The sequence below is a fragment of the Nocardia sp. Tas62D01 genome, from assembly GCF_055232035.1.
The window spans coordinates 4,100,470-4,125,224 of the sequence record NZ_JBUYUZ010000001.1; the positions used below are offsets into that span (position 1 = coordinate 4,100,470).

The window sequence follows — 24,755 nt, forward strand, 5'->3', positions numbered from 1 at the left end:
CTCGTTGGTCGTGGCGGGACGTGGAACGGTGGATCCGGCAGAGGTCAGGGCGGCGGTGGCCGCGGTGGCCGACTGGTTGCGCGATGAATCGGTGCCGCAGCCTGCCCGGACCGATCTGGCCGCCGCCGTGCGCACCACCGCGCGCACCCTCGCCGCCTCGGCGCCGGGCCATTCGGTGGAGGTCCGGGTACCACCCTACGTGGCGGTCCAATGCATCGAGGGGCCGCGCCACACCAGGGGAACACCACCGAACGTTGTGGAAACCGACCCGCGCACCTGGCTGCTGTTGGCTACCGGGCTGCTCGAATTCGCGGTAGCGGTAGACGTCGGGGCGGCAACCGCATCCGGCAGCCGCGCCGGCGAGGTTGCCCACTGGCTGCCGATCGTGCGAGTGTCCTCGGACTGACGATCGTTGCCGGGTAGCTGCCTGGGCGAGCCGGAACCGAACCGCCCGTTATGAACTGGTGGTCAGAAGTTCAGGCCCCCGACAACCGCTTGGACGAGGATGGGGTCAAGCGGACAATCAGCTACCACGTTCGGGCGATTGGGGTCGCAGACATGAACAACGGAAATGATGCCCTGCCACACAAGTACACGATGCGGATCAGTCGACTCACCATCGACAAACTCGGAATTCGGCTCTACGACCGTGTTTCCGCGGTGCTGGCCGAGCTGATCGCCAACGCCTACGACGCCGACGCCACCGAGGTGGAGGTGTCACTGCCGTGGGGCGTGACTCTGGCCGGGACGCTCCAGGCCGCCGAACACCCGCCCTATCGAATAATGGTGCGGGACAACGGCCACGGCATGACGTCCGACGAGATCAACAAGCATTACCTGATGGTCGGGTCGGACCGTCGGCTGCGGGTCGGCACCGACCTATCGCGACGGCTCGATAGACCGGTCATGGGCCGGAAGGGGATCGGCAAACTGGCGGCCTTCGGAATCTGCCGAACCATCGAGGTGGTGTCGGTCGGTGGCGGTGACGCGGAGCGGACCCCGCAGGGCTGGCCGGTGGCGAACATCGTGATGAGCCTGGACGAGATGCTTTCGGACACCGAACGCGACTACCACCCGCGGCCGGGCCCGCGGGAGGGCACCTTCAGTGACGAGCGCGGCACGACCGTGATCCTGCGCGACTTCCTGCGCAAGCGGGTCGGTTCCGGCGCCGAACTCAGTCGTCAGCTGGCATCGCGATTCGGGCTCGAGCGCAGCGATTGGCAAGTGCGGGTGCACAACAGCATCGCCGTGCGCGACACGCCGCAGAATTTCGTGCTGCGGGACCTGTCCGTCGATGTGATGGAGGAGACCAGGATCGATGTCGGGACCCGGCCGGTGTGGATCGGCGACCGGTTCCTTCCGGTGACCGGATGGGCGGCCTATGCCAAGCAGCCGTACCGGGACGAGGCGATGGCGGGCGTCCGGATCTATGCCCGAGGCAAACTGGTCGCGCAGACCCGTGACTTCGGGATTGCCGCAGGCTTCACCGGCGAGTTCAAGCTGCGCTCCTACCTGGTCGGCGCTGTGCACGTGGACTGGCTGGACGACGAAGAAGATCTGGTCCGCTCCGATCGGCAAGACATCATCTGGAATTCCGAACGCGGCGAGGCGCTTTCGGTATGGGGCCGTACCTTGGTACGCGAGCTCGGCAGGCTCGGCGAGAGTTCTGTCAAGCGGCGCGTCTGGGAGGAGTTCGTCGAGCGATCGGGAATTCACGCGACCTTGCAGGCAATTGCGCCGCAGGACAGGGTATTTCGGAAGTCGGTGATGGATGCTGCGCGAATCCTGGTGAACAACAAGGATCGGGCCGCGCTGGAGGACACCGTCCACGTCGAGAGCATCGTCCGGCTCGCGCTGTCGCTCGGTCCGCAGCGCAGCCTGCTCGAAACCCTGAAGGAGGTCGCTGAAGACACCGACAATCAGCTCGATGTCGTCGTCGCCCTGTTCGAAACGGCGCGGGTCGCCGAGGTGTATTCGCTCGGCCAGATCGCCTCCGAGCGGGTCGCCGTGGTGAACCGATTGCAGAGCCTGATCGATGACCGCCGCTCGCTGGAGCGTCCTTTCCAAGAGCTGATCGAACGGGCGCCATGGCTGCTGGCCCCGGAGTGGACTCCGCTGGGCATGAACGAATCGCTCCAACGCGTCCGCGCCAGCTTCGAGCGCTGGTACAAGCAGAAATTCGGCGCCGTCCTGGTCACCACCGCGATCGGCAGCGAGAGGCGTGAGCCCGATTTCGTCCTGCTGCACGACGCGGGGGAGCTCTGGATCGTGGAGATCAAGCGGATGGACTATCACCTCACCGACGAGGAGTACAACCGCGCGATCAACTACCTCTACGCGCTCGACACCTTCCTCAACGAAAACCCGCGCATCGGTGCGCAATTCCCGCGCCGCCGCCTCACCGTCATCGTCGACCACATCGACAAACTGCGCCCAGCCTCACTGTCCTCGCTGGTCAGTGATCAGCGAATCGATCGAAGAACCTGGCGTGAACTCCTCGACGCCACCCTGCGCGCCCACCGCGACTTCCTGGAACGGGTCTACGCGATGCGCCTCGGCGAACAACCCGACGGCGACACCGCGGATGCGACCGCGGGCTAGCTCGTGCTCAGACGTCGGCTATCGATGCTGTGGCCGGTACCGACGTCAGGCCGCGGCGGGGGCGGCTGCGGCGCCGCGGTGCAGGCCCCTGCGGTCGTAGTAGTGAGTGATGACCGTGCCGAAGACCAGGCCGACGGCGAGGCCGAGCACGGCCATCCATACGCCGCGGGACAGTCCGGCGGAAAAGTTGTTGTCGAAATACAGGATTGCGCGCACGCCGAGGAACACCTGATGCATCGGCTCGAACTGGGCCAGCCAGCCGAAGTACTTCGGGGTGGCCTCGATCGGCACCGTGCCGCCCGAGGAGGGCAGGCCGAGGATGATGAACAAGATCAGGTTCACCAGCAGGCCGGCGGAGCCGATCGCGGCGAGTATCGACAGACCGGTGATGCCGACAGCGATGATCGCCAACGCGCTGTACAGGAACAGCCCGAGCGGATGGTCGATCGGCATGCCGAGCGCCTTGGCGATGATGAGGAAGATCACAGCCACGATATTCGCGGTCAACACCATCACGCCCCACTTGATGAGCAGCGTGTGGAACCGGGAAATCGGGGTCGGCGGGAAGTGCACGAACCACGGCCCGTACTCGGTCGGCACGAAACCGAGCGCCGCGTCGACCATCGTGTGAATGGTCATCGAGCCGACCAGCCCGGCCAGCAGCAGCAACAGCGCGAAGAAGAAGGCGGTCAGGCCCTGGCCGGTGCCGCTCGGCAGCGGACGGAACGGTTCGACGACGATCTGCAGCGGATTCGCCAGTGCGACCCGGGTGGCTCCGGTCAGCTCCGGTGCGGGCGCCCCGCCGGGCGGCGGCGTCAGCTGTGCTTTCACCTGATCGGTCAGCTGCTTGCCGACCTGTGTGTTCACCTGCGGCAGGGCCTGGGCGCCGATGCGGTTGACGATCTCGGTGGCAAAGGCGCCGGTGCGCGGGTTGGTCCGCAGCGTGATGATCGGACGCTCGATGTCGCCGGGAACCACGCTGCCGACACCGAAAATGCCGAGCCGCTTGCTGAAATCGCTCGGAATGATGATGGCGCCGTAGATCTTTCCGTTCTGCATCTGCAGCTGGGCCTCGTTGATGCCGATTACTCGCAGGTCGATCTCGTCGCTGGGCACGGCCTGCTTCAGCCCCTTGACCACCTGGTCGCCGAAGTTGACGCGCTGCTCCTGGCCGGGCGCGCCCAGGGTGTCCCCGACATCCTGGTTGACCAGCGCGATCGGGAAGTCGTGCAAATTCTTTTCCGGATCGACGACATAGTCCAGGTACATGATGCCGAGCAACGTCGTCAGCAGCGTCAGTACGAGGACCGGGAGCAACACCATGCGAGCCCAGCGGCGCCGCTGCGGTTCACCCGTACTGCCGCCTGCTGTGCTCCCACCCGCGCCCGCGCTGTCCGTAGTCGTCACCGCAGGCACGGTAACAGCTGACCGTGTCGGAATTCGGCAGCTCGGCAAGGCGATTGCTGCGCGGATGCGGTGTCGGTGATCACGCATGGAAAAACACCCGTAGAATGACGGTTGCCCCCAGCCCGCCCGAACAGGGAGCAAATGGTGACCAACGCCGAATTGCCGGTCGACAGTATCCCCGCCCCTCCGGATCAGGACGAGAACGAGCCACGTGAAGAATGTGGCGTCTTCGGAGTCTGGGCGCCGAGTGAGGACGTGGCCAAGCTCACTTACTACGGCCTGTATGCATTGCAACACCGTGGTCAGGAGGCGGCGGGCATCGCTGTTTCCGACGGCTCACAGATCCTGGTCTTCAAGGATCTCGGGCTGGTCAGCCAGGTATTCGACGAGCAGACCCTGGCCGCCATGCCGGGCCATATCGCCATTGGCCACTGCCGCTACTCCACCACCGGCGCGGTGACATGGGAGAATGCGCAGCCGATCTTCCGCACCACCGCCGTCGGCTCCGGACTTGCCTTGGGCCACAACGGCAATCTGGTCAACACTTCCGAATTGGCCGGTCGCGCAAGGGAACTCGGGCTGATCGGCGCCCCGGTCATGAACGGTCGTCCCGCGCCGATCGCCGCGACGTCGGACTCCGATGTGGTGACCGCGCTGCTGGCGCACGCCGCCGCCGACTCGAGCATCGAGCAGGCCGCCATGGAACTGCTGCCCACGCTGAAGGGCGCGTTCTGCCTCACCTTCATGGATGAGCACACCCTCTACGCCGCGCGCGACCCGCACGGCGTGCGTCCGTTGTGTCTCGGCAGGCTCGATCGTGGCTGGGTTGTTGCCAGCGAGACGGCCGCGTTGGACATCGTCGGTGCGGCGTTCGTGCGTGACATCGAGCCGGGCGAACTGTTGGCGATCGACTCCGAGGGCGTGCGCTCGTCGCGCTTCGCCAACCCCGAGCCCAAGGGCTGTGTCTTCGAGTACGTGTACCTGGCCCGGCCGGACAGCACGATCGCCGGCCGCTCGGTGCACTCCACCCGGGTGGAGATCGGCAGGCTGCTCGCGAAGGAGCATCCGATCGAGGCCGACCTGGTGATCCCGGTCCCCGAATCCGGCACTCCGGCCGCGGTCGGCTACGCCCAGGGTTCGGGCGTGCCCTACGGACAGGGCCTGATGAAGAACGCCTACGTCGGGCGCACCTTCATCCAGCCGAGCCAGACCATTCGGCAACTCGGCATCCGGCTCAAGCTCAACCCGCTGCGCGAGGTGATCCGCGGCAAGCGGCTCATCGTCGTGGACGACTCCATCGTGCGCGGCAACACCCAGCGCGCGTTGATCCGGATGCTACGCGAGGCAGGCGCTTTGGAGATCCACGTGCGGATCGCCTCGCCGCCGGTGAAGTGGCCGTGCTTCTACGGTATCGACTTCGCCTCGCGGGCCGAGCTGATCGCCAACGGCACCGGCGCGGAAGGCAGCTTCGACGAGATGGTGGAAGGCGTGCGCCGCTCGATCGGCGCCGACACCCTCGGCTACATCTCGACCGAGGGCATGATCGCCGCGACCGAGCAGCCCCGCTCCCGGCTGTGCTGCGCCTGCTTCGACGGCAACTACCCGATCGCGCTGCCCACCGAGGCGGCGATCGGCAAGAACGTGCTGGAGGGCATGCTCACCGGCCAGTCCGAGGCAATGCTGTTGAGTGACAACGCGAATGCGAGCGCGCTGAGTCGCCCTTGATTGCGCGCTGAGTCGTACCTGAGCGCTGAGCCGTTCTTGATGGCCCGAACCGGTGCGCGACGGCTCGGCCGAATCCCGGACCCGCCCCGAACACAGCAATCGTCTTCGACATGGTTACTCCTTCGAATCAATAACTTGACGGTCTGGTCAAGGCGTCGACCACACACCCGACGCCTGGCGTCGTCACCTGGCTCTGCTCACCGACGGCTTCCGCGCCGTCGGTGCGCACCCGCTACCGGGCCCCGCCGAGCCCCGCCACCCGGTTCCACCGCTGACGACCGAGCACCCCCGATATGGGAGCACTCGGGGCCAGTTCTCCAGCGGTGGTTTGCCTCGCACTCGCCTTGGGCCGGCTCAATCTTGCCGATTCTCGTGCCATGGCGTCTTCGAGACATGGCCGCGGCGGTGACGGCGCGAACCTGGTCATTCGACCGGTGAGCGCGCGGCGCCTCTGCGTCATACGCAACGACTGATAACACCCCGGCAATTTTTCTTTGAAAATGCAACCTGTCGGAAATGGTTCGTGGGTACGGTCCCGGTTATATCGGAAGTTCACCGTGTCCGTACCGGGCCTGTGATCCAGGAGAACGTGGTGCGGCGCTCGAGAAGTGGGGCCTGATGTTGGTTTCAAAGAAGCCTGGGCGAAGGAATCAAACGAAACGGATCGCTGCGGTCGGGGTGGCGGCGCTTGCCGTTTCCGCGATCGCGGGCTGTGGTTCCGGTCGTACCGGTGGTGGTAGTGACGGTGCCGGGTTGGTTGCCGGTACCACGGACAAGATCTTTTCGTTGGATCCGGCCGCGGCATACGACAACGGATCGCTGCTGGTCGAGACCCAGATCTACTCGTACCTGCTGAACTTCGCCCCCGGCGATGCCACGCCGAAGCCGGACGCCGCGGAGAAGTGTGAGTTCACCACGCCGACCGTGTACACCTGCAAGCTGAAGTCCGGACTGAAGTTCGCCAACGGGAACGCGCTTACCGCCAAGAGCGTCAAGTTCTCGTTCGACCGGATGCTCAAGATCAACGATCCCAACGGACCCGCCTCGCTGCTCGGCAACCTGGACAAGACCGACGTCATCGATGACCTGACCGTCGCGTTCACGCTGAAGGTGGCCAACGACCAGACCTTCCCGGCGATCCTGCCGACCCAGGCCGGTCCGATCGTGGACGAGAAGGTCTTCCCGGCCGACAAGGTGATGGCCGACGAGGACGTGGTGAAGGCCAAGGGCTACTCCGGGCCGTACACCATCGCGAGCTACGACAAGAACAAGCTGGTCGAGTACAAGGCGTATCCGGACTACAAGGGCATTCTCGGGACTCCGAAGACCACGACGGTTTCGACGAAGTACTACGCCACCTCCGACAACATGAAGCTCGACCTGCAGAACGGCGCGCTCGACGTCGGTTACCGGACCTTCACGCCGACCGATATCGAGTCGCTGCGCGGCAACAACAAGGTCAAGGTGGACGACGGCCCCGGCGGTGAGCTGCGGTACATCGTGTTCAACATGAACACCATGCCGGGTGGCACCCCGGAGCAGAAGCTCGCGGTACGCAAGGCCGTCGCTTCCTCGATCGACCGTCCCGCACTGGCCGAGGGTGTCTACAAGAACACCTATCAGCCCGCGTACGGGTATGTGCCACAAGGCATGCCGGGTGCGGCCGAGCCGCTCCAGGAGCTCTATGGCGCGAAGCCCAACAAGGAAGCGGCCGCCAAGTTCCTCACCGACGCAGGTGTTGCGACACCGGTCGAGCTCAACCTCCAGTACAACCCGGATCACTACGGCTCCAGCAGCTCCGAGGAGTACGCGGCGATCAAGTCGCAGCTGGAGGCGAGCGGGCTGTTCAAGGTCAACCTGCAATCCACCGAATGGGTCACCTACCAGAAGGAACGGGCCCGCGACGGGTACCCGCTCTACCACTTCGGCTGGTTCCCGGACTACCCGGACGCAGACGACTACCTGACCCCGTTCTTCGCGCCGAACAACTTCCTGCAGTCGCACTTCGAGAATCCCGGCATCACCGCGCAGTTGAGCGCTGAGACGACCGAACCGGACAAGGACAAGCGGGTCAAGCTGATCGAAGCGGTGCAGCGTGATCTCGCGCAGAACTTCCTGCCGACGCTGCCGCTGTTGTCGGGCAAGCAGATCGCGGTATCCAATCCCAAGGTCCAGGGGGTGCCGCAGACACTCGATGCCTCGTTCAAGTTCCGCTACACGGTACTGAGCAAGTGACATCCGGTGAAGCCGGGCTCGAGGCATCGCTAGCGACTGCTCGCAGGTCGCTCGAAACGGCATCGCTAGCGACTGCTCGCAGGTCGCTCGAAACGGCACCGCCTCGGGCCCGGCGGCTCGGGCTGCCGCGCCGCGTCAAGGGGGGTGGCGGGGACTCTCGGCAGCTGGCGTTGTTGCGGTACTTGGGGATTCGGCTACTACTGATTCTGCCGACCGCGTGGATTCTGGTGACGGTCGTGTTCTTCCTGATGCGGGTGATCGGCGATCCGATCAGCGCGGCAATGGGCGGACGCATGACCCAGCAACAGATCGAAGTGCGCAAGGAAGCGGCTGGTTTGAACCGGCCGATCCTGACCCAGTACTGGGAGTACATCCGCGGGCTGCTGCACGGGGATTTCGGTCATTCCCAAGACAATCGGCAGATCAGCGAGGTGGTGACGACCTACGGTGCGGCCACCCTCGAGCTGGTGTTCTGGGCGTTGATCGTCGCGTTCGCGGTCGGTGTCCCGTTGGGCAGATACGCGGCGACACATCGTGATTCGACGGCCGACGCGGGGCTGCGGATGTTCGCCATCCTGGCCTACGCGGCGCCGGTCTTCTTCGTCGGCATGCTGTTGAAGTTGATATTCGCGGTGAAGCTCGGCTGGCTGCCCGTCGCGGGCCGGGCCAGCACCCCCGTGGAACTCGAACTCCAGCACGTATCGCCGAAGACGAACATCATGGTGATCGACGCGATCCTCTACGGGGACACCAACTATCTGGTCGATGTGCTGAAACATGCTGTGCTGCCTGCGATCGCGCTCGGTCTGCTGACCGCGGGCATCTTCCTGCGGCTGGTGCGCATCAATCTGATCCAAACCCTGCGCAGCGACTACGTGGACGCCGCACGGGCGCGTGGTCTCTCGTCGCGGGTGGTGACCGGTCGACATGCCGTGCGCAACGCCATGATTCCCATCGTCACGGTGATGGGCATGTACATCGCCATGATGCTGGGCGGAGCGGTGCTCACCGAGACGACCTTCGAATGGAAGGGGCTCGGCTATCAGCTCGCGGAGTACCTGCACCAGCGTGACTTCATCGCCGTGCAGGGCATTGTCGCATTCGTCGCACTGGCGGTCGCTGCCATGAGCTTCCTGGTGGACGTCGTCGTGGCGCTGATCGACCCGAGGGTGAGGTTCTGATGACCGCACCGGAATTGGCCAACGAGCCGTTGGTCGTGCCACCGGTGCCGCCTGCCGTGCGCAGGCGACTGCCCGGGCTGCGACTGTTCACGATGACCGCGGGGTTGCAGCGAGTGACCCTGATGGTCGGTCTCGGGCTGGTCGTGCTGTTCGTGTTGACGGCCATCTTCGCGCCGTTGATCGCACCGTACGGTCTGGCCCAGAACTCCTCCGACGGAGTCGCTTTCGTTGCGCAGCAACCGCCGTCGGGGCAGCACTGGTTCGGCACCTCGGTGCGCAGCGAGGACGTGTTCTCCCGGGTGATCTACGGCGCCCGCACCGCACTGTATGTGATCGCGATATCGCTGACGCTGTCATTGCTCATCGGCGTGCCGCTGGGTCTGGTGTCCGGGTACGTCGGCCGCTGGGTCGACCGGATACTTGTGCTGTTCATGGACGCCATCTACGCGTTCCCGACGCTGCTGCTCGCGATCGTGGTGTCGATCGTGGTGGCCGGCGGGCAGTCGAGCAGTTTCGGCGGCGTGCTTTCGGCGGCGGTGGCGATCACGGCGATTTATGTGCCGCAATACTTTCGGGTTGTTCGCAACGCGACCGTCGCGGTGAAGAACGAACCGTACGTAGATGCCGCCCGGGTCACCGGCGCCTCCACCACTCGAATCCTGTTCCGGCACATCCTCGCCAACGTCACCCAGTCGTTGCCGGTGATCGTCACCCTCAACGGCGCCGACGCCATCCTGACGTTGGCCGCGCTCGGCTTCCTCGGTTTCGGCATCGAGCCGACCCAGGCCGCCGAATGGGGTTACGACCTGAACAAGGCGCTCAACGATGTCTCCAACGGCATCTGGTGGACCAGCATCTTCCCCGGTACCGCAATCGTGCTGGTCGTGTTGGGGATGACGCTGGTGGGGGAGAGCCTCAACGAGGTCCTCAACCCGCTGCTGCGTACCCGTCGCGCCGTGGCGGTGTCCGCCGACGACAGCATCACCGTCGCCGGGTCCGACGATGCCGCAGGGGTCGACGACCCCGATGATGTTGTCACGGAAGACGACTCCGTTGCCGAAGAGGACGGCGCCGCCGGGAAGTCGGCCACGGCCGGCAGTTCCACCGCCGCAAGGGAAGTCGATGACACCGGGCCGGGCGATACCGCGGCCGCGGGGACCGCCCAGACGGCAGGTACCACGAAGAATCCTGCTGGTGCCGTCGAAACATCAAGTGCCGCAGGTGAACCCGATGTCATCGGCAAGAGCGGTGCTGCGGACGAGAAAACCGCGGGGAAGGGCGAGACTAATGAGTGAATCATCCGCAGTCGCTGATCGGGGTCGCCCCGCACTGTCCATCGAATCGCTGTCGGTCACCTTCGCGACCGATGCGGGTCCGGTTTACGCGGTCAGCGACGTGTCCTACGAGGTGTTCCCCGGCGAGGTCCTCGCCATCGTGGGGGAGTCGGGTTCGGGCAAGTCGGTGAGTTCCCGCACGGCGATGGGGCTGCTGCCGTCCACCGCGCGGGTGCGCGGCCTGGTCACGCTCGGCACCGAGGCCATCACCTCGATGAACGAGCGGCAGCTCACCGCGGTGCGCGGTGGCGCGATCTCGATGGTGTTCCAGGAGCCGGGCCTCGCGCTCGACCCGCTGTTCACCGTCGGCTTCCAGATCTGCGAGGCGCTGCGGGCGCACAGCGACATGGGCCGCAAGGCGGCCAAAGCCCGTTCGGTGGAACTGCTTGGGATGGTCGGCCTGCCCGACCCCGAGCATCGGGTCGACTTCTACCCGCATCAATTGTCGGGCGGGCAGAAGCAGCGCGTGGTGATCGCCATCGCCATCGCGTGCGAGCCGAAGGTGATCATCGCCGACGAGCCGACCACCGCACTCGATGTCACCGTGCAGGCCGAAATCCTGGAGCTGCTGCGCGATCTGCGCGATCGCATCGGCAGCGCCATCGTGCTGATCACCCACAACATGGGTGTGGTCGCCGATCTGGCCGATCGCGTCGTGGTGATGCGCGACGGCAGGGTGGTCGAGGAGGCTCCGGTCGACGAGCTGTTCGCGAATCCGCGCGCGGACTACACCCGCGCGCTGCTCGCGGCGGTTCCGCATTTGGGTACCGAACAGGTCGAGCACGGTCCGGCCGACAATGTCACCATCGCGGGCGAGCCGGTGCTCGAGGTCTCCGATCTCGTGGTCCAATTCCCGGGCCCCTTCGGCCGCCCGCCGTTTCAGGCGGTGGACCGGGTGAGCCTGACCATCGGTCCGGGCGAGACGCTGGGGCTGGTCGGTGAATCGGGCTCCGGCAAGTCGACCATCGGCCGCTGCGTCGCTGCCCTGCAACGTCCTACGTCCGGGATCGTCCGGGTGCGTGGGCAGGACATCGCCGGACTGTCACAGCGGCAGCTGCGGCCGATCCGGCGGCGCTTCGGCTTCGTGTTCCAGGACCCGGCCAGTTCGCTGAATCCGCGGCTCACCGTGGGCGACTGTGTCGCCGAGCCGCTGATCGTGCACAAGATGGGCAGCGCGGCCGCGATCCGGGCCAGGGTGCGTCACCTGCTCGACGACGTGCAGCTGCCCGCGGGGACCGATCGCCGGTATCCGCATGAGCTGTCCGGCGGTCAGCGCCAGCGCGCCAGCCTGGCCAGGGCCTTGGCGCTGGACCCCGATCTGCTGGTCGCCGACGAGCCGACCAGTGCGCTCGACGTCTCGGTGCAGGCCGCGGTGCTGGAGCTGTTCGGGCAGTTGCAGCGCGATTGCGGCTGGGCCTGCCTGTTCATCAGCCACGATCTGGCCGTGGTCGACCAGCTGGCCGACCGGATCGTGGTATTGCGCAACGGCGCTGTCGTCGAACAGGGTGACCGGGACCGGATTCTGCGGGCGCCGCGCGAGGAATACACCCAGCGGCTGGTGGCCGCGGTGCCGGTACCAGATCCGGTCGAGCAGCGCAGGCGCCGGGAACAGGCGGCGGGACTTTTCGCCACCGAGCAGGCCGAATGACCCGCATCCGTGTTCTCCCCCGCCTCTACGCGAACTTCTGCCGGTCGGTAAGTGCCGTGAGCCGTGCATCGCGGGCCGGCGGTCGAGCGACTGGCTGGATTCTGGACGTGCCCGGCGAGTTACTCCATGTGCTTGCGAAACCAGTTGTTCACGTCATACCGCGAAGGGCATGAGGCGGGGGAGCACCAACGCCGGTGCAGGCTCGTTATCCGGCTCCGGTAGCGTGATCAGGCATCTATCCGCCGATTCGGTTTGGAGCTTTCCCCGAAAATGACTGAACAGACACCAGGTGGCGCCGGTGGCTCCTACGCCGCAGCGGGCGTTGACATCGCGGCCGGTGACCGCGCCGTCGAGTTGTTCGGACCATTGGCGAGGAAGGCCAGCCGTCCCGAGGTCCAGGGTGGTCTCGGCGGATTCGCCGGACTGTTCGCGCTGAAGAGTGGCTACCGCGAGCCGCTGCTTGCGGCCTCGACCGACGGGGTCGGCACCAAGATCGCGGTCGCGCAGGCGATGGACAAGCACGACACCGTCGGGCTGGACCTGGTCGCCATGGTCGTCGACGATCTGGTGGTGTGCGGCGCCGAGCCGCTGTTTTTGCAGGACTACATCGCGGTCGGCAAGGTGGTGCCGGAGCGGGTCGCCGAGCTGGTCTCCGGCATCGCCGAGGGCTGCGTGCAGGCCGGCTGCGCGCTGCTCGGCGGCGAGACGGCCGAACATCCCGGCCTGATGGATCCCGACGACTACGACCTGTCCGCGACCGGTGTCGGCGTGGTCGAGGCGGATGCTGTGCTCGGCCCGGATCGGGTCCGTCCCGGCGACGTTGTCATCGCGATGGGCGCGTCGGGTCTGCACTCCAACGGTTACAGCCTGGCCCGCAAGGTTCTGCTGGACATCGACCGGATGTCGCTGACCGGACACATCGAGGAGTTCGGCCGCACGCTCGGCGAGGAACTGCTGGAGCCGACGCGGATCTACGCCAAGGACTGCCTGGCCCTGATCGCCGAGACCGACGTGCGCACCTTCGCGCACGTCACCGGCGGCGGATTGGCCGCCAACCTGGCTCGGGTACTGCCCGCCGGGCTGGTCGCCGAGCTCGATCGTGGTACCTGGAATCCCGCGCCGGTCTTCAAGATGATCGCCCAGCGCGGTCGGGTCGAGCGGGTCGAGATGGAGAAGACCTTCAACATGGGCGTCGGCATGGTGGCCATCGTCGCGCCGGAGGACGTCGACCGCGCGCTGGCCGTGCTCACCGCCCGGCACATCGAATGCTGGACCCTGGGCACCGTCAAGAAGGCCAAGGATGCCGACGCATTGCGTGCGGTCCTGGTCGGTGAGCACCCGAGGTTCTGACCGACCGCAGAACGCACAACAGGGTCCCGCATCGGATGATGCGGGACTCTGTTGTCGTACGCAGGTGATTGTGTTGCAGGCCTAGATGGTTGCGTCCGCTAACACAGGGTAAATCGACGCATGAAAAGCGAGGGAGGTCTTGGCCTCCCCCCATACGTTGACGTGTGTCAGCGGCGCCAGTCGTCGTAGTTGTCGTCGCCGTCCCACGGGGACCGCGACTCGTCGACGTCGTGCTCGTCGGAGATCACATCACTGCGCTGCGCGGTGTGGGGAGCACTGCTACCCGCCAACTCGCGCTGAAGGCTCGTGAAGTCGGTCGACGGAGAGCTGTACTTCAGCTCGCGTGCGACCTTGGTCTGCTTTGCCTTAGCCCGGCCACGGCCCATGGCTGACCCCCTCGCGTCACTGCGGGGCGGCCTGGGGTGGTTTGGCGGCCCCGTTCGAATTGATATCTTCCTGACAGACACTTTAGCGTGTGTCCGGCGGTCTCGCTTCCACGAGTAGGTGAAGAACTCTTCGAGTGGTTCGGTTTGCCGGTTGTCGCCCTCGGCGCGAGTGCCTACAGAACCCCGGGGATGGCCCGGATGACGCCGACTCTGGCACCGCCGCCGAGCACCGCCGGCGCAGCGAGTTCGGTGTGTGCGTCGGTCCAGTCGACTCCGATTCGATGCAGAATGGCCAGCGTCAGGGGGATTCGGGCCCGATCGTGGCCATCATCGATCTTGTAGGCGAAGGCCGTTCCGTCCGGCAGCGCGCCTGCGTGCACACCGTCGGCACCGATCTTGCAGACCAGTCCCGGGGTCGCCTGCATAGTCAACAAATCGGGGGCGTTCGTGCCGGAAATCACTCGCGGATGGGCGCGAATCGCGTCGGCGACGCGCCGCTGCGGTGTCCCGGGATCGGCCGTCGCCATGGTCGCGAACGCGCGCGCCAGGTTCACCAGCGAGACCGGGATGATAGGCAGCCCGCAGCCGTCGATCCCCAGATCGGTCTCCGGTTCGCCGGTGAGATCGGTGATGGTGGCGATGACCGACTGCTGTAGCGGGTGCGCCTCGTCGGGGTAGCCCTCAGTCGGCCAGCCGTTGATCGCACAGGTCGCCAGCATCGCCGCATGCTTGCCGGAACAGTTCATGTAGACGCGGCGCGGCTCGGCGGATTCGGCGAGCGCGGCGGCCCTGGCGCGTTCTTCGAACGGCAGGTCGGGCGGGCATTCGAGGGCCTTCTCGTCGAACCCGAACCGGTTGAGCAGGCGCCGCACCAGCGCGACGTGAGCGAGTTCGCCGTAATGCGAGGCCGTGGCGATGGCCAGCTCCGCCTCGTCGAGCGGTTCGAAGCCATTGCGCAGCAGGGTGATCGCCTGCATGGGCTTATTCGTGGAACGCGGGAAGATCGGCAGGTGCACCTCGCCGAGCGCGAGGGTCGGCTCGCCGTCGGTGCCGAGAATCACCGCCGAGCCGCGGTGCACGCACTCGCGGAAACCGGAACGAACGACTTCGACGAGCTCGACACTCATAGCTGGGCTCCCGTCCCGAGTCCGTCGTTCGCGCGCCGCTCGGCTCCGCGCTTGGCATTGGCATGACGGCGGGCGTGCCGTTCGACCTGCATCCGCACGTCGTCGGAAATCGTCGGCTCGTCGGATATCAGGATCGCGAGCAGATCCGGGTCGTCGCCGGTGAAAAGATCGCGGACGGTGATGCCGTGCTCAGGAACGTACTCAATGGTGATCGCGTCGCCCGCTCCGATGCTGCCCTCGGTCAGCACCCGCAGGTAGGCCCCGGTGTCGCTCTGCACGGTGAAGCGCTTGACCCACTGGGCCTCCTCGGACCAGTGCTGGAAGGTGGCGCACGGCACGCGCGGCGCGCTCACCTCGAGCAACGTGTCACCGATGGACCAGCGTGCGCCGATTACGGCGTCGCTGACCGCGAGCCCGGAGATGCGCAGATTCTCGCCGAACCAGCCCGGCGGCAGTTCGCGACCCAGTTCGTCGGCCCAGCGCTGCGCGTCCGCCTCGGAGTAGGCGTAGACGGCCTGATGGGTACCGCCGTGATGCTCGGTGTCGCACACGTGATCACCGTCGAGTCCGAGGGTCCGCACCGCCACCCGACCGGGCTGCGGTCGCTTGTCGATCGCGCTCCGGCCGATCCGGCCTGGCACCTCGAGCTCGGCGTGCACGACGCAGACCGCCAGCACGCGGGCGGAGTCATCGGTTCGCATCGGCACTGCCCCTCTCACGGTGTCCGCGCTGGCGGGTCACGAGGCTATCGAGGACCCCACGGTCTTCGGGGACTGCGGCATTCATGCGACTTCAGCGTCCGCGCAAGCGGTCGACCGCGAGCCTGCCTGCCTGCGGTGTGTCGTCGGCGGGCATCGAATCCGGGTCGATGGCGGCGGCGCACGGCCCGACCGTCAGCTGGGTATCGGCCGGAATGGTGCGCTTGATCAGGGCCAGTGCGATCGGGCCGAGTTCGTAGTGGTCGATGATGGTGCCGATGCGGCCGATCGTGCGACCACCGGCGGTGACGTCGTCGCCGATCGCGGGGCGGTCGTCGGCGGAGCCGTCCAAGTGCAGCAGCACCAAGTGGCGCGGCGGTTTGCCGAGATTGTGCACGCGGGCCACCGTCTCCTGCCCGCGGTAGCAGCCTTTGTCGAGATGGACCGCGCCGTGCTCGGCGACGCCACCGATCCAGTGCGCCTCGTGCGGGATGGTCCGCTCGTCGGTGTCCAGCCCGATGCGTGGGCGCAGCGACGCGACGCGCAGCGCCTCGAAGGCCCACATGCCCGCGGGTTCGGCGCCTGCCGCGGTAAGCCGGGTCCACAGATCGGCCAGTTGCGTGCGTGGCACCAGCAGGTCGTAGGAATCGTCGGTGGGCCACGGCATCCGACGCAGGAAACCGCCACCGGGCAACGAGATGGCCGCGTAGGTTCCGGGCAGCTGGTCGGTCAGACAGAGCACCTCGGTCAGCTTGCTCACCTGCGGACCGAGCAGGCTCAGCACCGCGTAATCGGTGGCCGCCTCGGGCTTGGCGTCGGCCCAGAAGACCATCTTCCGCAGGAACTCCAGCAGTCCGGGTCCGCGCTCGGCCTCGGTGTCGATCCACAGCGTGCCGTCCAGATCGGTGAGCACGAAATGGTGCAGCACCCGGCCGTTGAGGTCGAGATCCAGGTTCTCCGCCGACTGCCGGTCGCTCAGGTTCGCGATGTGCTGGCTGCTGATCGTATGCAACCAGGTGAGCCGCTCGGCGCCGGTAATGCTCAGCACGAACCGATGCGACCGATCGACGACCGCCACCCGTTCCGCGGCCGCGCGTTGCTCCCCGAACGGATCACCGTAATGCCACGCGACGGGCGCATCCGGAGAACCGGGCGGTCCCGCGACGGCGCCCGGGATAGCGAGGATGGGACTGGGTACAACGACCACGGACACGCCAACCACTCTATGCGGGTGCCGAGTCGCGTGCCGTAGCCGGGCTGTGAACATACCCGTGCCATAGGCGCAGCAGTCCAACACCGCCTACGCTTCCAGCATGGTAGATCGAGTCCTTGTGACACTCGACGGCGCGGTGCGGGATCCGGACGCGCCGTTGTTGTTTGCCGACGATATCGGCGTGCTGCGCGGTGACGGTGTCTTCGAGACGGTACTGGTGCGTGGTGGCAATCCCTGTGCGATCGAATTTCATCTAGGTCGGCTACGTCGTTCGGCCCAGGCGCTCGACCTGCCCGAGCCCGAATTGGGCCGGTGGCGCGAGGCGGTCGAGCGGGCGGCGAAGGAGTGGGGCTCCGAGCGCGAGGGCCTGCTGCGGCTGGTGTGCACGCGCGGGCGCGACTCCGAGCTGTCCGGCACCAAGTCGTCGGTCACCTCCGGTGATCTCGCCGCCGCGGTGCCGGTGCCCACCTCCTATGTGCTGGTGCTGCCGGTGCCGGAGCGGGTGCTGAAGGCCAGAACCGATGGCGTTGCGGTGATGTCGCTTTCGCGCGGCGTCTCGGTCGACCTGGCGCAAGCCGCGCCGTGGCAACTGCTCGGTGCGAAGACGCTGTCCTACGCCACCAACATGGCGGCGCTGCGGTTCGCGCAACGGATGGGCGCCGACGACGTGATCTTCACCAGCACCGAGAACCGAGTGCTGGAGGGTCCGCGCTCGAACGTGGTGATCGCGCGTGACAAAAAGCTGATCACGCCGCCGGCGAAGAACGGGATCCTGCCCGGCGTCACGCAGCGAGCGCTCTTCGTCGAGGCGGAGAGGGCTGGCTGGCAGTGCGAATACAAGTCGCTGTTCACCGCCGACCTGCTCACCTGCGACAGCGTCTGGATGCTGTCGAGCATCACGCTGGCCGCGCGGGTGAATTCACTGGACGGACTGCGGATGATGGCGCCGGACAACGCGGCCGAAATCATCGAGCTGGTGGATCGAGGAGTGGAGCGGCCCGGGGCGATCAGCGATTGGTAGGTAGTCGGGACGGTCTCCCGTGATCTTCGTCCTTCTACAGCATGTAGGAGTTTGTGGCGAGCTCGGGAAATGGACTGCTGCGGGCCAGAAACCCCGGTGTGTCGTGGCGTAACACTCGTTGATCGGCCCAGCCTCCGGCGTAGAATTACTACGTCTTGTCGTAGAGCGGCTGGAGGTCGAATGAGCGTCCTTGACATCTCGCGCTGGCAATTCGGCATCACGACCGTCTATCACTTCATTTTCGTCCCACTGACGATCGGCCTCGCGCCGTTGGTCGCAGCCATGCAGACGGCCTGGGTGGTCACCGGTAAGGACCACTGGTATCGGCTGACCAAGTTCTTCGGGAAGCTGTTCCTGATCAACTTCGCGCTGGGTGTGGCCACCGGCATCGTGCAGGAATTCCAATTCGGGATGAACTGGAGCGAATACTCCCGCTTCGTCGGTGACGTGTTCGGCGCCCCGCTCGCGCTGGAGGCGCTGGTCGCGTTCTTCCTGGAGTCGACCTTCCTCGGCCTGTGGATCTTCGGCTGGACGAGGCTACCCAAAAAGCTGCACCTCGCCACCATCTGGGCGGTCGCGATCGGCGTGAATGCCTCCGCGTACTTCATCGTCGCCGCCAACTCGTTCATGCAGCACCCCGTCGGCGCCAGGTACAACCCGGAGCGCGGGCGGGCCGAGCTCACCAGCATCTGGGAAGTGCTGACCAACAACACGACGCTCGCGGCCTTCCCGCACGTCGTCGCGGGCGCCTTACTGACCGCGGGCACGTTTGTCGCGGGTATCTCGGGCTGGTGGATGGTTCGGAATGCGCGCAGCGGCGATGCGACGAAAGTTGCCGAGGCGCGGGGGATGTGGCGCTCGGCGGGCCGCGCGGGCATGTGGGTCATCGTGGTGTCCGGGATCGCCATCTTCGTCACCGGTGACATCCAGGGCAAGCTGATGTTCCAGCAGCAGCCGATGAAGATGGCGTCGGCGGAATCGTTGTGCCACACCGCGACCGACCCGGACTTCTCGATCCTCACGGTGGGCACGCACAACAACTGCGACAGCGTCACGCACGTGCTAGAAGTGCCGTATGTGTTGCCCTACTTGGCAAAGGGCGAGTTCAGCGGCGTCACCCTGGACGGTGTCGTCGACCTGCAGCAGGCATACAACCAGAAGTTCGGGCCCGGCGACTACCGGCCCAATCTGTTCGTGACCTACTGGTCCTTCCGCGCCATGATCGGCCTGTCCGCGGGAGCGATCCTGCTGTGGTTGGTCGGCATGTGGGTGACGCGCGGTGGCCGAGTCGCCGACCAGCGCTGGTACTCGTGGCTGTGTCTGATCGCCATCCCGACGCCGTTCCTGGCCAACAGCGCGGGCTGGGTCTTCACCGAAATGGGCAGGCAGCCCTGGGTTGTCGCGCCGAATCCGACCGGCGACCCGCGGCTGCGGCTGATGGTGCAGCAGGGCGTCTCCGACCACGTCGCGGGCACGGTGATCACCTCTCTGGTGGTCTTCACCCTGCTCTATGGCGCGCTCGCGGTGGTGTGGTTCTACCTGATGCGCCGCTACGTCATCGCCGGACCCGAGCAGCCGACCCTCGGCCCGCCCCGCGGTGGACCGGACGACACCGACGGCCCCGTTGGCCGCCACCGCGCCGAAGAACCTGCCGTCGAACAGCTTTCCTTCGCCTACTAGGAGTCGACGATGAGTCTGCAAGAGTTCTGGTTCATTCTGATCGGCGTCCTGTTCACCGGCTACTTCGTGCTGGAGGGTTTCGACTTCGGGGTCGGCATGCTGATGCCGATCCTCGGCAAGGGCAGTGATGCGCGAAGGCGCGTGGTGCTCAACACGATCGGTCCGGTGTGGGATGGCAACGAGGTCTGGTTGATCACCGCGGGCGGCGCGATGTTCGCGGCCTTCCCAGAGTGGTATGCGAGCCTCTTCTCCGGCTTCTACCTCGCGCTGCTGCTGGTGCTCGTCGCGCTGATTCTGCGGATCTGCGCCATCGAATACCGGAGCAAGATCGACGACCCCAAGTGGCGGGCACGCTGCGATATCGGTATCGGAATCGGTTCCTGGATACCGGCTTTGGCGTGGGGATGGGTGTTCGCCAATGTGGTGCACGGTGTTCCGCTGAACGAGAAGAAGCAGATCGCGGGTTCGGTGTGGGATCTACTAGGTCCCTACGCGCTGCTCGGCGCTCTCACCACCGGGCTGCTGTTCGGCCTGCACGGCGCGGTCTTCCTGGTGTTGAAGACTGGGGGCGAGGTGCGCGACGACGCCGTGAAGACGGTTCGGTTGCTGCTGGCCCCGACCGCTGTGGTCGTTGGTGTCTTCGGTGTCTGGACGCAGCTGGCCTACGGCACCGGCTGGACCTGGATTCCGTTGGCGCTCGCGGTGATCGGACTCGTCCTCGCGGGGGCGGCCTCATTTGCCCACCGTGATGGTTGGGCGTTCACCGGCACCACGCTGACCGTCGCCGCGGCCACCGTGCTGCTGTTCGGGTCGCTGTACCCGAATGTGTTGCCCTCCACCATCAGTGACCTGTTCAACCTGACCATCGACAATGCGTCGTCCACGCCGTACACGCTGAAGGTGATGAGCTGGGCCGCGGTCATCGTCACCCCGGTCGTGCTGGTCTATCAGGGCTGGACGTACTGGGTGTTCCGCAAGCGCATCACCGTCGATCAGATTCCCCCGCCCATCGGCCTCCCGCTGGAATCGGCCGGGCCGGTGGAAACAAGCAAGGACTGATCCCATGGCTCGTCCGCCCGTCGATCCCCGCTTGTGGCGGCACGCTCGTTCGGCCCGCCGCTACCTGACGCTGAGTGTGGCGCTGTCCCTGGTGATTACGACCTCGATCGTGGTCACCGCGGTCGCGCTGGCACGGGTGCTCGCCGGGGTCATCACCGACCCCGGCAAGCGCACCCTCGGCGCGTGGACGACAGAACTCGTGGTGCTGGCCTGCGCTATCGGCTGCCGGGTGCTGGCCACCTGGTGGCAATCCCGGCTCGCGCATCGGGCGGGCGCGACCGTGGTGACCGAGCTGGAAACCGCGGTGTTGGGCGCTGGCGCCCGCCTGTCACCGCGCGAACTCGAAAGCCGCCGAACCGAACTCGCGGTGGTCGTCAGCACCGGCTTGACCGGACTGCGCGGCTACCTGATCGGATATCTCCCCGCACTACTGCTCGCCTGCCTGGTGCCACCGATCGTGCTGGTAGTCATCGCCGTTCACGACCCGATCTCCGGCATCATCGCAATCGTCACCCTGCCGCTCATCCCGGTCTTCATGGTCCTCATCGGCCTGCTCACCCAGGGCCGCGCCGAAGCCACCTTGGCCGCCACCACCCGCCTCTCGGACCAGCTGCTGGACTTGTTTGCCGGTATGCCGACGTTGCGCGCGCTCGGCCGCGAGAGCGGTGCGGGCGAATCTGGCAGGGAATTCCACCTCGATGCCGCTGAGTTCGCTGACGTGCAGCAGAATCCGCGGGGCGGATCCCCGAGGCGAGTCAGTGACGCTGACGATGTTGTGGATGCCGGTGCGGGTGATCGAGTGCGGCAGGCTCACTCGATGGAGCATCGGGTGCGCGAGTTGGGGGATGCGTTGCGGCAGCGCACAATGCGAGCGCTGCGGGTGGCGTTCTTGTCCTCCATGGTGCTGGAGATGCTCGCGACGCTCAGTGTGGCGCTGGTGGCGGTGTCCATCGGGCTGCGGTTGGTGTACGGGGAGATGAGCTTGTACGCGGGATTGGTGGCGTTGATCCTGGCGCCCGAGGTGTACCTGCCGCTACGGATGGTCGGCGAGCGGTTCCATGCCGCGCAGGACGGAATGGTGGCCGCGGAAAAGGCCTTTGCGGTGCTGGAATCGGTGCCTGCGATGAAGGCAAACGGGGGGGACAGCAGCGATGTCTGGTCGGCCGATATCAATTCCCTTGGTGCCGTGGGTGGTACGGCGGCCGACCGCACGAGCGGTCCGGCGGGAGTATTCGGCGGTGTCATCGAGATTCACGATCTGACCGTCGGTGCCAGGGACGGTGCCGCGCCCGCCGGATTGTCCGCGGTGCTGCGACCCGGGTCGGTCTCTGTCCTGACCGGTCCCAACGGCAGCGGGAAATCGACCGCACTGCAAGCGATTCTGAGCCTGATCGAGCCTGATCGCGGTTCGGTGACGGTCGATGGCACCGATGTCCGAGAACTGGACCAGGATCGCTGGTGGGCGCAAGTGGCCTGGCTGCCGCAGCGCCCGGTCCTCGTGCCTGGGACCCTCCGGGAGAACCTCGAGCTACTCGGAGCCCGCACGCCCGATGATGTGACCGGTATGGCCACCCGCGTCGTGGACGACCTCGAAGCAGCGTGCGTCGCCACCGGATTCGACGCCGTCCTCGACGAACTGCCGGACCGCTGGGACACGGTGCTCGGTACCGGCGGCGTCGGCCTCTCACTCGGCCAACGCCAGCGCCTCGCTCTGACCAGAGTCCTCGCCGCCCCGCGTCCAGTCTTGCTGCTCGATGAACCCACCGCCCATCTGGACCCCGACAGCGAGGCTGCCGTGTTGGCCGCTTTGCAGCAACGCGCCGGCACCGGCGCCACGGTCGTCGTCATCGGCCACCGCCCGTCGGTTGTCGCCGCCGCCGACCACATCGTCCGAATCCACGCCACCCCAGACTTCATCACGGCGGTGCACCAATGACCCTCCCCATCGCCGCCCCGTCCCCGAGCCCCCACCGGACTCGAATCCGCGAGCGGCACACGGCCGCGGCAACACGCCGAGTTCGCCTCGACGGTGCGCCACTCGCGCGGATTGGTGGCGCGGCTGGGGTGGCTGCGGGTAGCGGTGGGTCGGCGAGTGCCACGTGGGTGTGGCGTTTCGCGGGAGGCGCGCACGATGGTGTGCCACTGCGGCGGAGGTCGCAGCCGGTGGAGCACGTCGAGGTCGGAGGGGTGGTGTGGGGATGAGTCGTCAGGGGAGTCCGGCCCGCCGTCGGCAGGGTGGCGCGGCGCTTGTGGGCGATGGGACCGTGTTCGGCGATCTTCGGCGGATGTGGCGGTTGCTTGCGTTGTCGCCGTTGCGGATTGCGGTGGCCATCGGGTGGGGGACGTTGGCGTTGGGGAGTGGGCTGGGGCTGGCAGCCCTTGCGGCGTGGTTGATCGCGCGGGCTTGGGAGATGCCGCCGGTGCTGGATCTCAGTGTCGCGGTGGTGTCGGTGCGGGCGCTCGGTATCTCGCGTGGTCTGTGCCGGTATCTGGAACGTCTTGCGACGCATGATGTTGCGTTGCGTGCGATGACTACCGCGCGCACGACGGCCTACCGCACGCTGGCTCGGTCCGATCAGTGGATGCGGCGGCGTTCGGGCGCGGGCGGGACCGGCGCAGGTGCTGTCGCAACGGATTCCGCTGCTGCGGTTCGGGCGAGCGTCGGTAGTGATCCCGCCCAGCTGCGGCGCGGCGATCTGCTGGTTCGAATCGGCAGTGACATCGACGATCTCGGTGCGGTCGTGGTGCGAGTGTTCGTGCCGATCGCCGTGGCGCTGGTGTTATCGGCGGCGGCGATCGGGCTGCTCGCCAGTATTTCGGTGGGTGCGGCGGCGATTCTCGCGGGCGCACTTGCGGTTTCGGGGATCGTCGCACCGTGGTTGTCAGCTCGCGCCGCCCGCGAAGCAGAGACGGCCGTGCGGGCCGATCGCGCCGAGTTCACCGCACAAGCAGTCACGGTCCTGGATCACGCGGCCGAGTTGCGCGTCGCAGGACGTCTGGATGCGGCGCTGGCGGCCGCGAGCCGTGCAGGGCAACGTGCAGTGGCAGCGGAGGATTCGGCGGCCGCACGCAGCGCCTGGGCGGCCGCGGCGACGCCGCTCTCGATCGGTGCCAGCGTGCTCGGCGCGCTGCTGGTCGGAATCGCCGTCTACGGCCCGAACGGCGGCAGCCTCGGCGCGATAACGCCGATGGCGCTCACCATCCTTGTGCTGCTGCCACTTTCGGCCTTCGAAGCGGTCGGCCCGCTACCCGCCGCCGCCCAGGCACTGACCACCGCCCGTGCCGCCCTGTATCGGCTGAGGCTGATCGAACACAGCGCGACCGGTGCGAGGCGAGATCTGCTGCGGCAGCGGCAATCCGACGGCTCCAACGGTGGCAGCGGCGAACGCCCTCACGGTGACGGGGTCGCCGGTGTCGGGACGTTGCCGGGGCTACCGCAGCTGCCCGATCGCCCCGACGGCCGCCGGATCGCGGTCGTCGGCGCGAGCGGTGCGGGCAAGACCATGCTGCTCATGTCCTGGGCCGGGCTTTTCGACACACCCCACTCGGGCGTGACCTTCTTCGCCGAGGACGCCCACCTGTTCGGCACGTCCGTCCTGGAGAACCTCCGAGTCGCCCGCGGCGACCTCTCCGAGCAGGAAGCCGAAAAGGCCCTGCGCACCGTCGGCCTCGGCGACTGGCTGGACTCGCTTTCCGACGGCGTACACACCGACCTGGTCGGCGGGGCGGCAGCCGTCTCCGGCGGCCAACGCCGCCGCATCCTCCTCGCCCGTGCCCTGATCTCGCTGGCGCGGGTGCTGCTACTCGACGAGCCCACCGAACACCTCGAGGCCGAACCGGGTGCCCAACTCTTGCGCGATCTACTCGACATCGACAGCGGCCTGGTCGAACCCGACCGAACTGTGGTCGTCGTCACCCACCAGCTGCCGTTGGACCATCGCGCCGAAGTGGTCGTCCGCGTCGCCGTATCAGGCCAGGTGACAACCGATTTCCCCGCCTCGGCCGAACCGCTGGAACCGCTCCTTTCCGCCGAGGCCAGAAATTCCGTTGCCGACCGGCTGACACCTCGCTAAGTTCGTTTGTACACAAG

At 66.6% G+C, this 24,755-nt stretch carries 17 protein-coding genes and 1 pseudogene; 13 read left to right on the top strand and 5 right to left on the bottom strand.

The features are described 5' to 3' along the window. Nucleotides 1-10 precede the first annotated feature (10 nt). The gene (locus tag ACV7NQ_RS19965) at nt 11-406 is read left to right on the top strand and encodes a sterol carrier family protein (protein WP_463361045.1); all 396 of its coding nucleotides are present in this window, start codon (nt 11-13) and stop codon (nt 404-406) included. A 152-nt stretch (nt 407-558) separates the two neighbouring features. After that, nucleotides 559-2,601, top strand: coding sequence for an ATP-binding protein (locus ACV7NQ_RS19970; protein ID WP_463361046.1), 2,043 nt, complete (start codon nt 559-561; stop codon nt 2,599-2,601). A gap of 45 nt (nt 2,602-2,646) precedes the next feature. On the opposite strand, the gene ACV7NQ_RS19975 is transcribed toward ACV7NQ_RS19970, so the two are convergent. Next, the gene (locus ACV7NQ_RS19975; RefSeq protein WP_463365752.1) at nt 2,647-3,924 is read right to left on the bottom strand and encodes a YhgE/Pip domain-containing protein; all 1,278 of its coding nucleotides are present in this window, start codon (nt 3,922-3,924) and stop codon (nt 2,647-2,649) included. 228 nt (nt 3,925-4,152) lie between these two features. Between ACV7NQ_RS19975 and purF the strand changes: the two genes are divergently transcribed. From purF to purM, 6 genes and pseudogenes are all read left to right on the top strand, one after another. Beyond that, complete coding sequence (gene purF / locus ACV7NQ_RS19980) at nt 4,153-5,733, top strand: amidophosphoribosyltransferase (RefSeq protein WP_463361047.1); 1,581 nt, start codon at nt 4,153-4,155, stop codon at nt 5,731-5,733. Nucleotides 5,734-6,351: 618 nt separating this feature from the next. Further along, nucleotides 6,352-7,968 (top strand): ABC transporter substrate-binding protein, encoded by a 1,617-nt coding sequence (locus ACV7NQ_RS19985; protein ID WP_463361048.1) that lies wholly within the window; start codon nt 6,352-6,354, stop codon nt 7,966-7,968. 170 nt (nt 7,969-8,138) lie between these two features. Then, entirely contained in the window at nt 8,139-9,149 is a 1,011-nt protein-coding gene (locus ACV7NQ_RS19990; protein ID WP_463361049.1) for an ABC transporter permease, read from the top strand. A 92-nt stretch (nt 9,150-9,241) separates the two neighbouring features. Continuing rightward, nucleotides 9,242-10,102 (top strand): annotated as a pseudogene (locus ACV7NQ_RS19995) (ABC transporter permease); the annotation flags it as partial. 334 nt (nt 10,103-10,436) lie between these two features. Further along, a complete protein-coding gene (locus tag ACV7NQ_RS20000) occupies nt 10,437-12,131 on the top strand; it encodes an ABC transporter ATP-binding protein (protein WP_463361050.1) in 1,695 nt (564 codons plus the stop codon). A 270-nt stretch (nt 12,132-12,401) separates the two neighbouring features. Beyond that, nucleotides 12,402-13,481: a phosphoribosylformylglycinamidine cyclo-ligase gene (gene purM / locus ACV7NQ_RS20005; RefSeq protein WP_463361051.1), complete on the top strand. Its 1,080-nt coding sequence runs from the start codon at nt 12,402-12,404 to the stop codon at nt 13,479-13,481. Nucleotides 13,482-13,648: 167 nt separating this feature from the next. Here purM and ACV7NQ_RS20010 read toward each other — a convergent pair whose 3' ends face one another. The 4 genes from ACV7NQ_RS20010 to ygfZ form a co-directional block, all read right to left on the bottom strand. Beyond that, on the bottom strand, nt 13,649-13,867 hold the full coding sequence (locus tag ACV7NQ_RS20010; protein WP_463361052.1) for a DUF3073 domain-containing protein: 219 nt from the start codon (nt 13,865-13,867) through the stop codon (nt 13,649-13,651). A 173-nt stretch (nt 13,868-14,040) separates the two neighbouring features. Beyond that, complete coding sequence (locus ACV7NQ_RS20015; RefSeq protein WP_463361053.1) at nt 14,041-14,994, bottom strand: asparaginase; 954 nt, start codon at nt 14,992-14,994, stop codon at nt 14,041-14,043. Continuing rightward, on the bottom strand, nt 14,991-15,695 hold the full coding sequence (locus tag ACV7NQ_RS20020) for an MOSC domain-containing protein (protein ID WP_463361054.1): 705 nt from the start codon (nt 15,693-15,695) through the stop codon (nt 14,991-14,993). The genes ACV7NQ_RS20015 and ACV7NQ_RS20020 overlap by 4 nt, the downstream gene beginning before the upstream one ends. Nucleotides 15,696-15,786: 91 nt before the next feature. After that, nucleotides 15,787-16,905 (bottom strand): CAF17-like 4Fe-4S cluster assembly/insertion protein YgfZ, encoded by a 1,119-nt coding sequence (ygfZ, locus tag ACV7NQ_RS20025; RefSeq protein ID WP_463361055.1) that lies wholly within the window; start codon nt 16,903-16,905, stop codon nt 15,787-15,789. Nucleotides 16,906-17,005: 100 nt separating this feature from the next. On the opposite strand from ygfZ, the gene ACV7NQ_RS20030 reads away from it, so the two are divergent. The 5 genes from ACV7NQ_RS20030 to cydC all read left to right on the top strand — a co-directional run bounded on the left by ACV7NQ_RS20030 (nt 17,006) and on the right by cydC (nt 24,738). Continuing rightward, on the top strand, nt 17,006-17,926 hold the full coding sequence (locus ACV7NQ_RS20030; RefSeq protein WP_463361056.1) for an aminodeoxychorismate lyase: 921 nt from the start codon (nt 17,006-17,008) through the stop codon (nt 17,924-17,926). A gap of 180 nt (nt 17,927-18,106) precedes the next feature. Next, nucleotides 18,107-19,606, top strand: a complete 1,500-nt coding sequence (locus tag ACV7NQ_RS20035; RefSeq protein ID WP_463361057.1) for a cytochrome ubiquinol oxidase subunit I — start codon at nt 18,107-18,109, stop codon at nt 19,604-19,606. Nucleotides 19,607-19,615: 9 nt separating this feature from the next. Beyond that, the gene (gene cydB, locus ACV7NQ_RS20040; protein WP_463361058.1) at nt 19,616-20,665 is read left to right on the top strand and encodes a cytochrome d ubiquinol oxidase subunit II; all 1,050 of its coding nucleotides are present in this window, start codon (nt 19,616-19,618) and stop codon (nt 20,663-20,665) included. A gap of 4 nt (nt 20,666-20,669) precedes the next feature. Next, a complete protein-coding gene (locus tag ACV7NQ_RS20045) occupies nt 20,670-22,601 on the top strand; it encodes an ABC transporter ATP-binding protein/permease (protein WP_463361059.1) in 1,932 nt (643 codons plus the stop codon). A gap of 349 nt (nt 22,602-22,950) precedes the next feature. Further along, nucleotides 22,951-24,738: a thiol reductant ABC exporter subunit CydC gene (gene cydC / locus ACV7NQ_RS20050; RefSeq protein ID WP_463365753.1), complete on the top strand. Its 1,788-nt coding sequence runs from the start codon at nt 22,951-22,953 to the stop codon at nt 24,736-24,738. Nucleotides 24,739-24,755: the final 17 nt, after the last annotated feature.

Excerpts from the sequence above, each read along its gene's own strand:
- ACV7NQ_RS20000 (WP_463361050.1), top strand. The coding sequence starts at position 10,437 with ATGAGTGAATCATCCGCAGTCGCTGATCGGGGTCGCCCCGCACTGTCC.
- ACV7NQ_RS20020 (WP_463361054.1), bottom strand. The coding sequence starts at position 15,695 with ATGCGAACCGATGACTCCGCCCGCGTGCTGGCGGTCTGCGTCGTGCAC.
- ACV7NQ_RS20010 (WP_463361052.1), bottom strand. The coding sequence starts at position 13,867 with ATGGGCCGTGGCCGGGCTAAGGCAAAGCAGACCAAGGTCGCACGCGAG.
- purM (WP_463361051.1), top strand. The coding sequence starts at position 12,402 with ATGACTGAACAGACACCAGGTGGCGCCGGTGGCTCCTACGCCGCAGCG.
- ACV7NQ_RS20045 (WP_463361059.1), top strand. The coding sequence starts at position 20,670 with ATGGCTCGTCCGCCCGTCGATCCCCGCTTGTGGCGGCACGCTCGTTCG.
- ACV7NQ_RS20030 (WP_463361056.1), top strand. The coding sequence starts at position 17,006 with ATGGTAGATCGAGTCCTTGTGACACTCGACGGCGCGGTGCGGGATCCG.
- ACV7NQ_RS20035 (WP_463361057.1), top strand. The coding sequence starts at position 18,107 with ATGAGCGTCCTTGACATCTCGCGCTGGCAATTCGGCATCACGACCGTC.
- ACV7NQ_RS20015 (WP_463361053.1), bottom strand. The coding sequence starts at position 14,994 with ATGAGTGTCGAGCTCGTCGAAGTCGTTCGTTCCGGTTTCCGCGAGTGC.
- ACV7NQ_RS19975 (WP_463365752.1), bottom strand. The coding sequence starts at position 3,924 with ATGGTGTTGCTCCCGGTCCTCGTACTGACGCTGCTGACGACGTTGCTC.
- ACV7NQ_RS19985 (WP_463361048.1), top strand. The coding sequence starts at position 6,352 with ATGTTGGTTTCAAAGAAGCCTGGGCGAAGGAATCAAACGAAACGGATC.
- cydB (WP_463361058.1), top strand. The coding sequence starts at position 19,616 with ATGAGTCTGCAAGAGTTCTGGTTCATTCTGATCGGCGTCCTGTTCACC.
- ACV7NQ_RS19970 (WP_463361046.1), top strand. The coding sequence starts at position 559 with ATGAACAACGGAAATGATGCCCTGCCACACAAGTACACGATGCGGATC.
- cydC (WP_463365753.1), top strand. The coding sequence starts at position 22,951 with ATGTGGCGGTTGCTTGCGTTGTCGCCGTTGCGGATTGCGGTGGCCATC.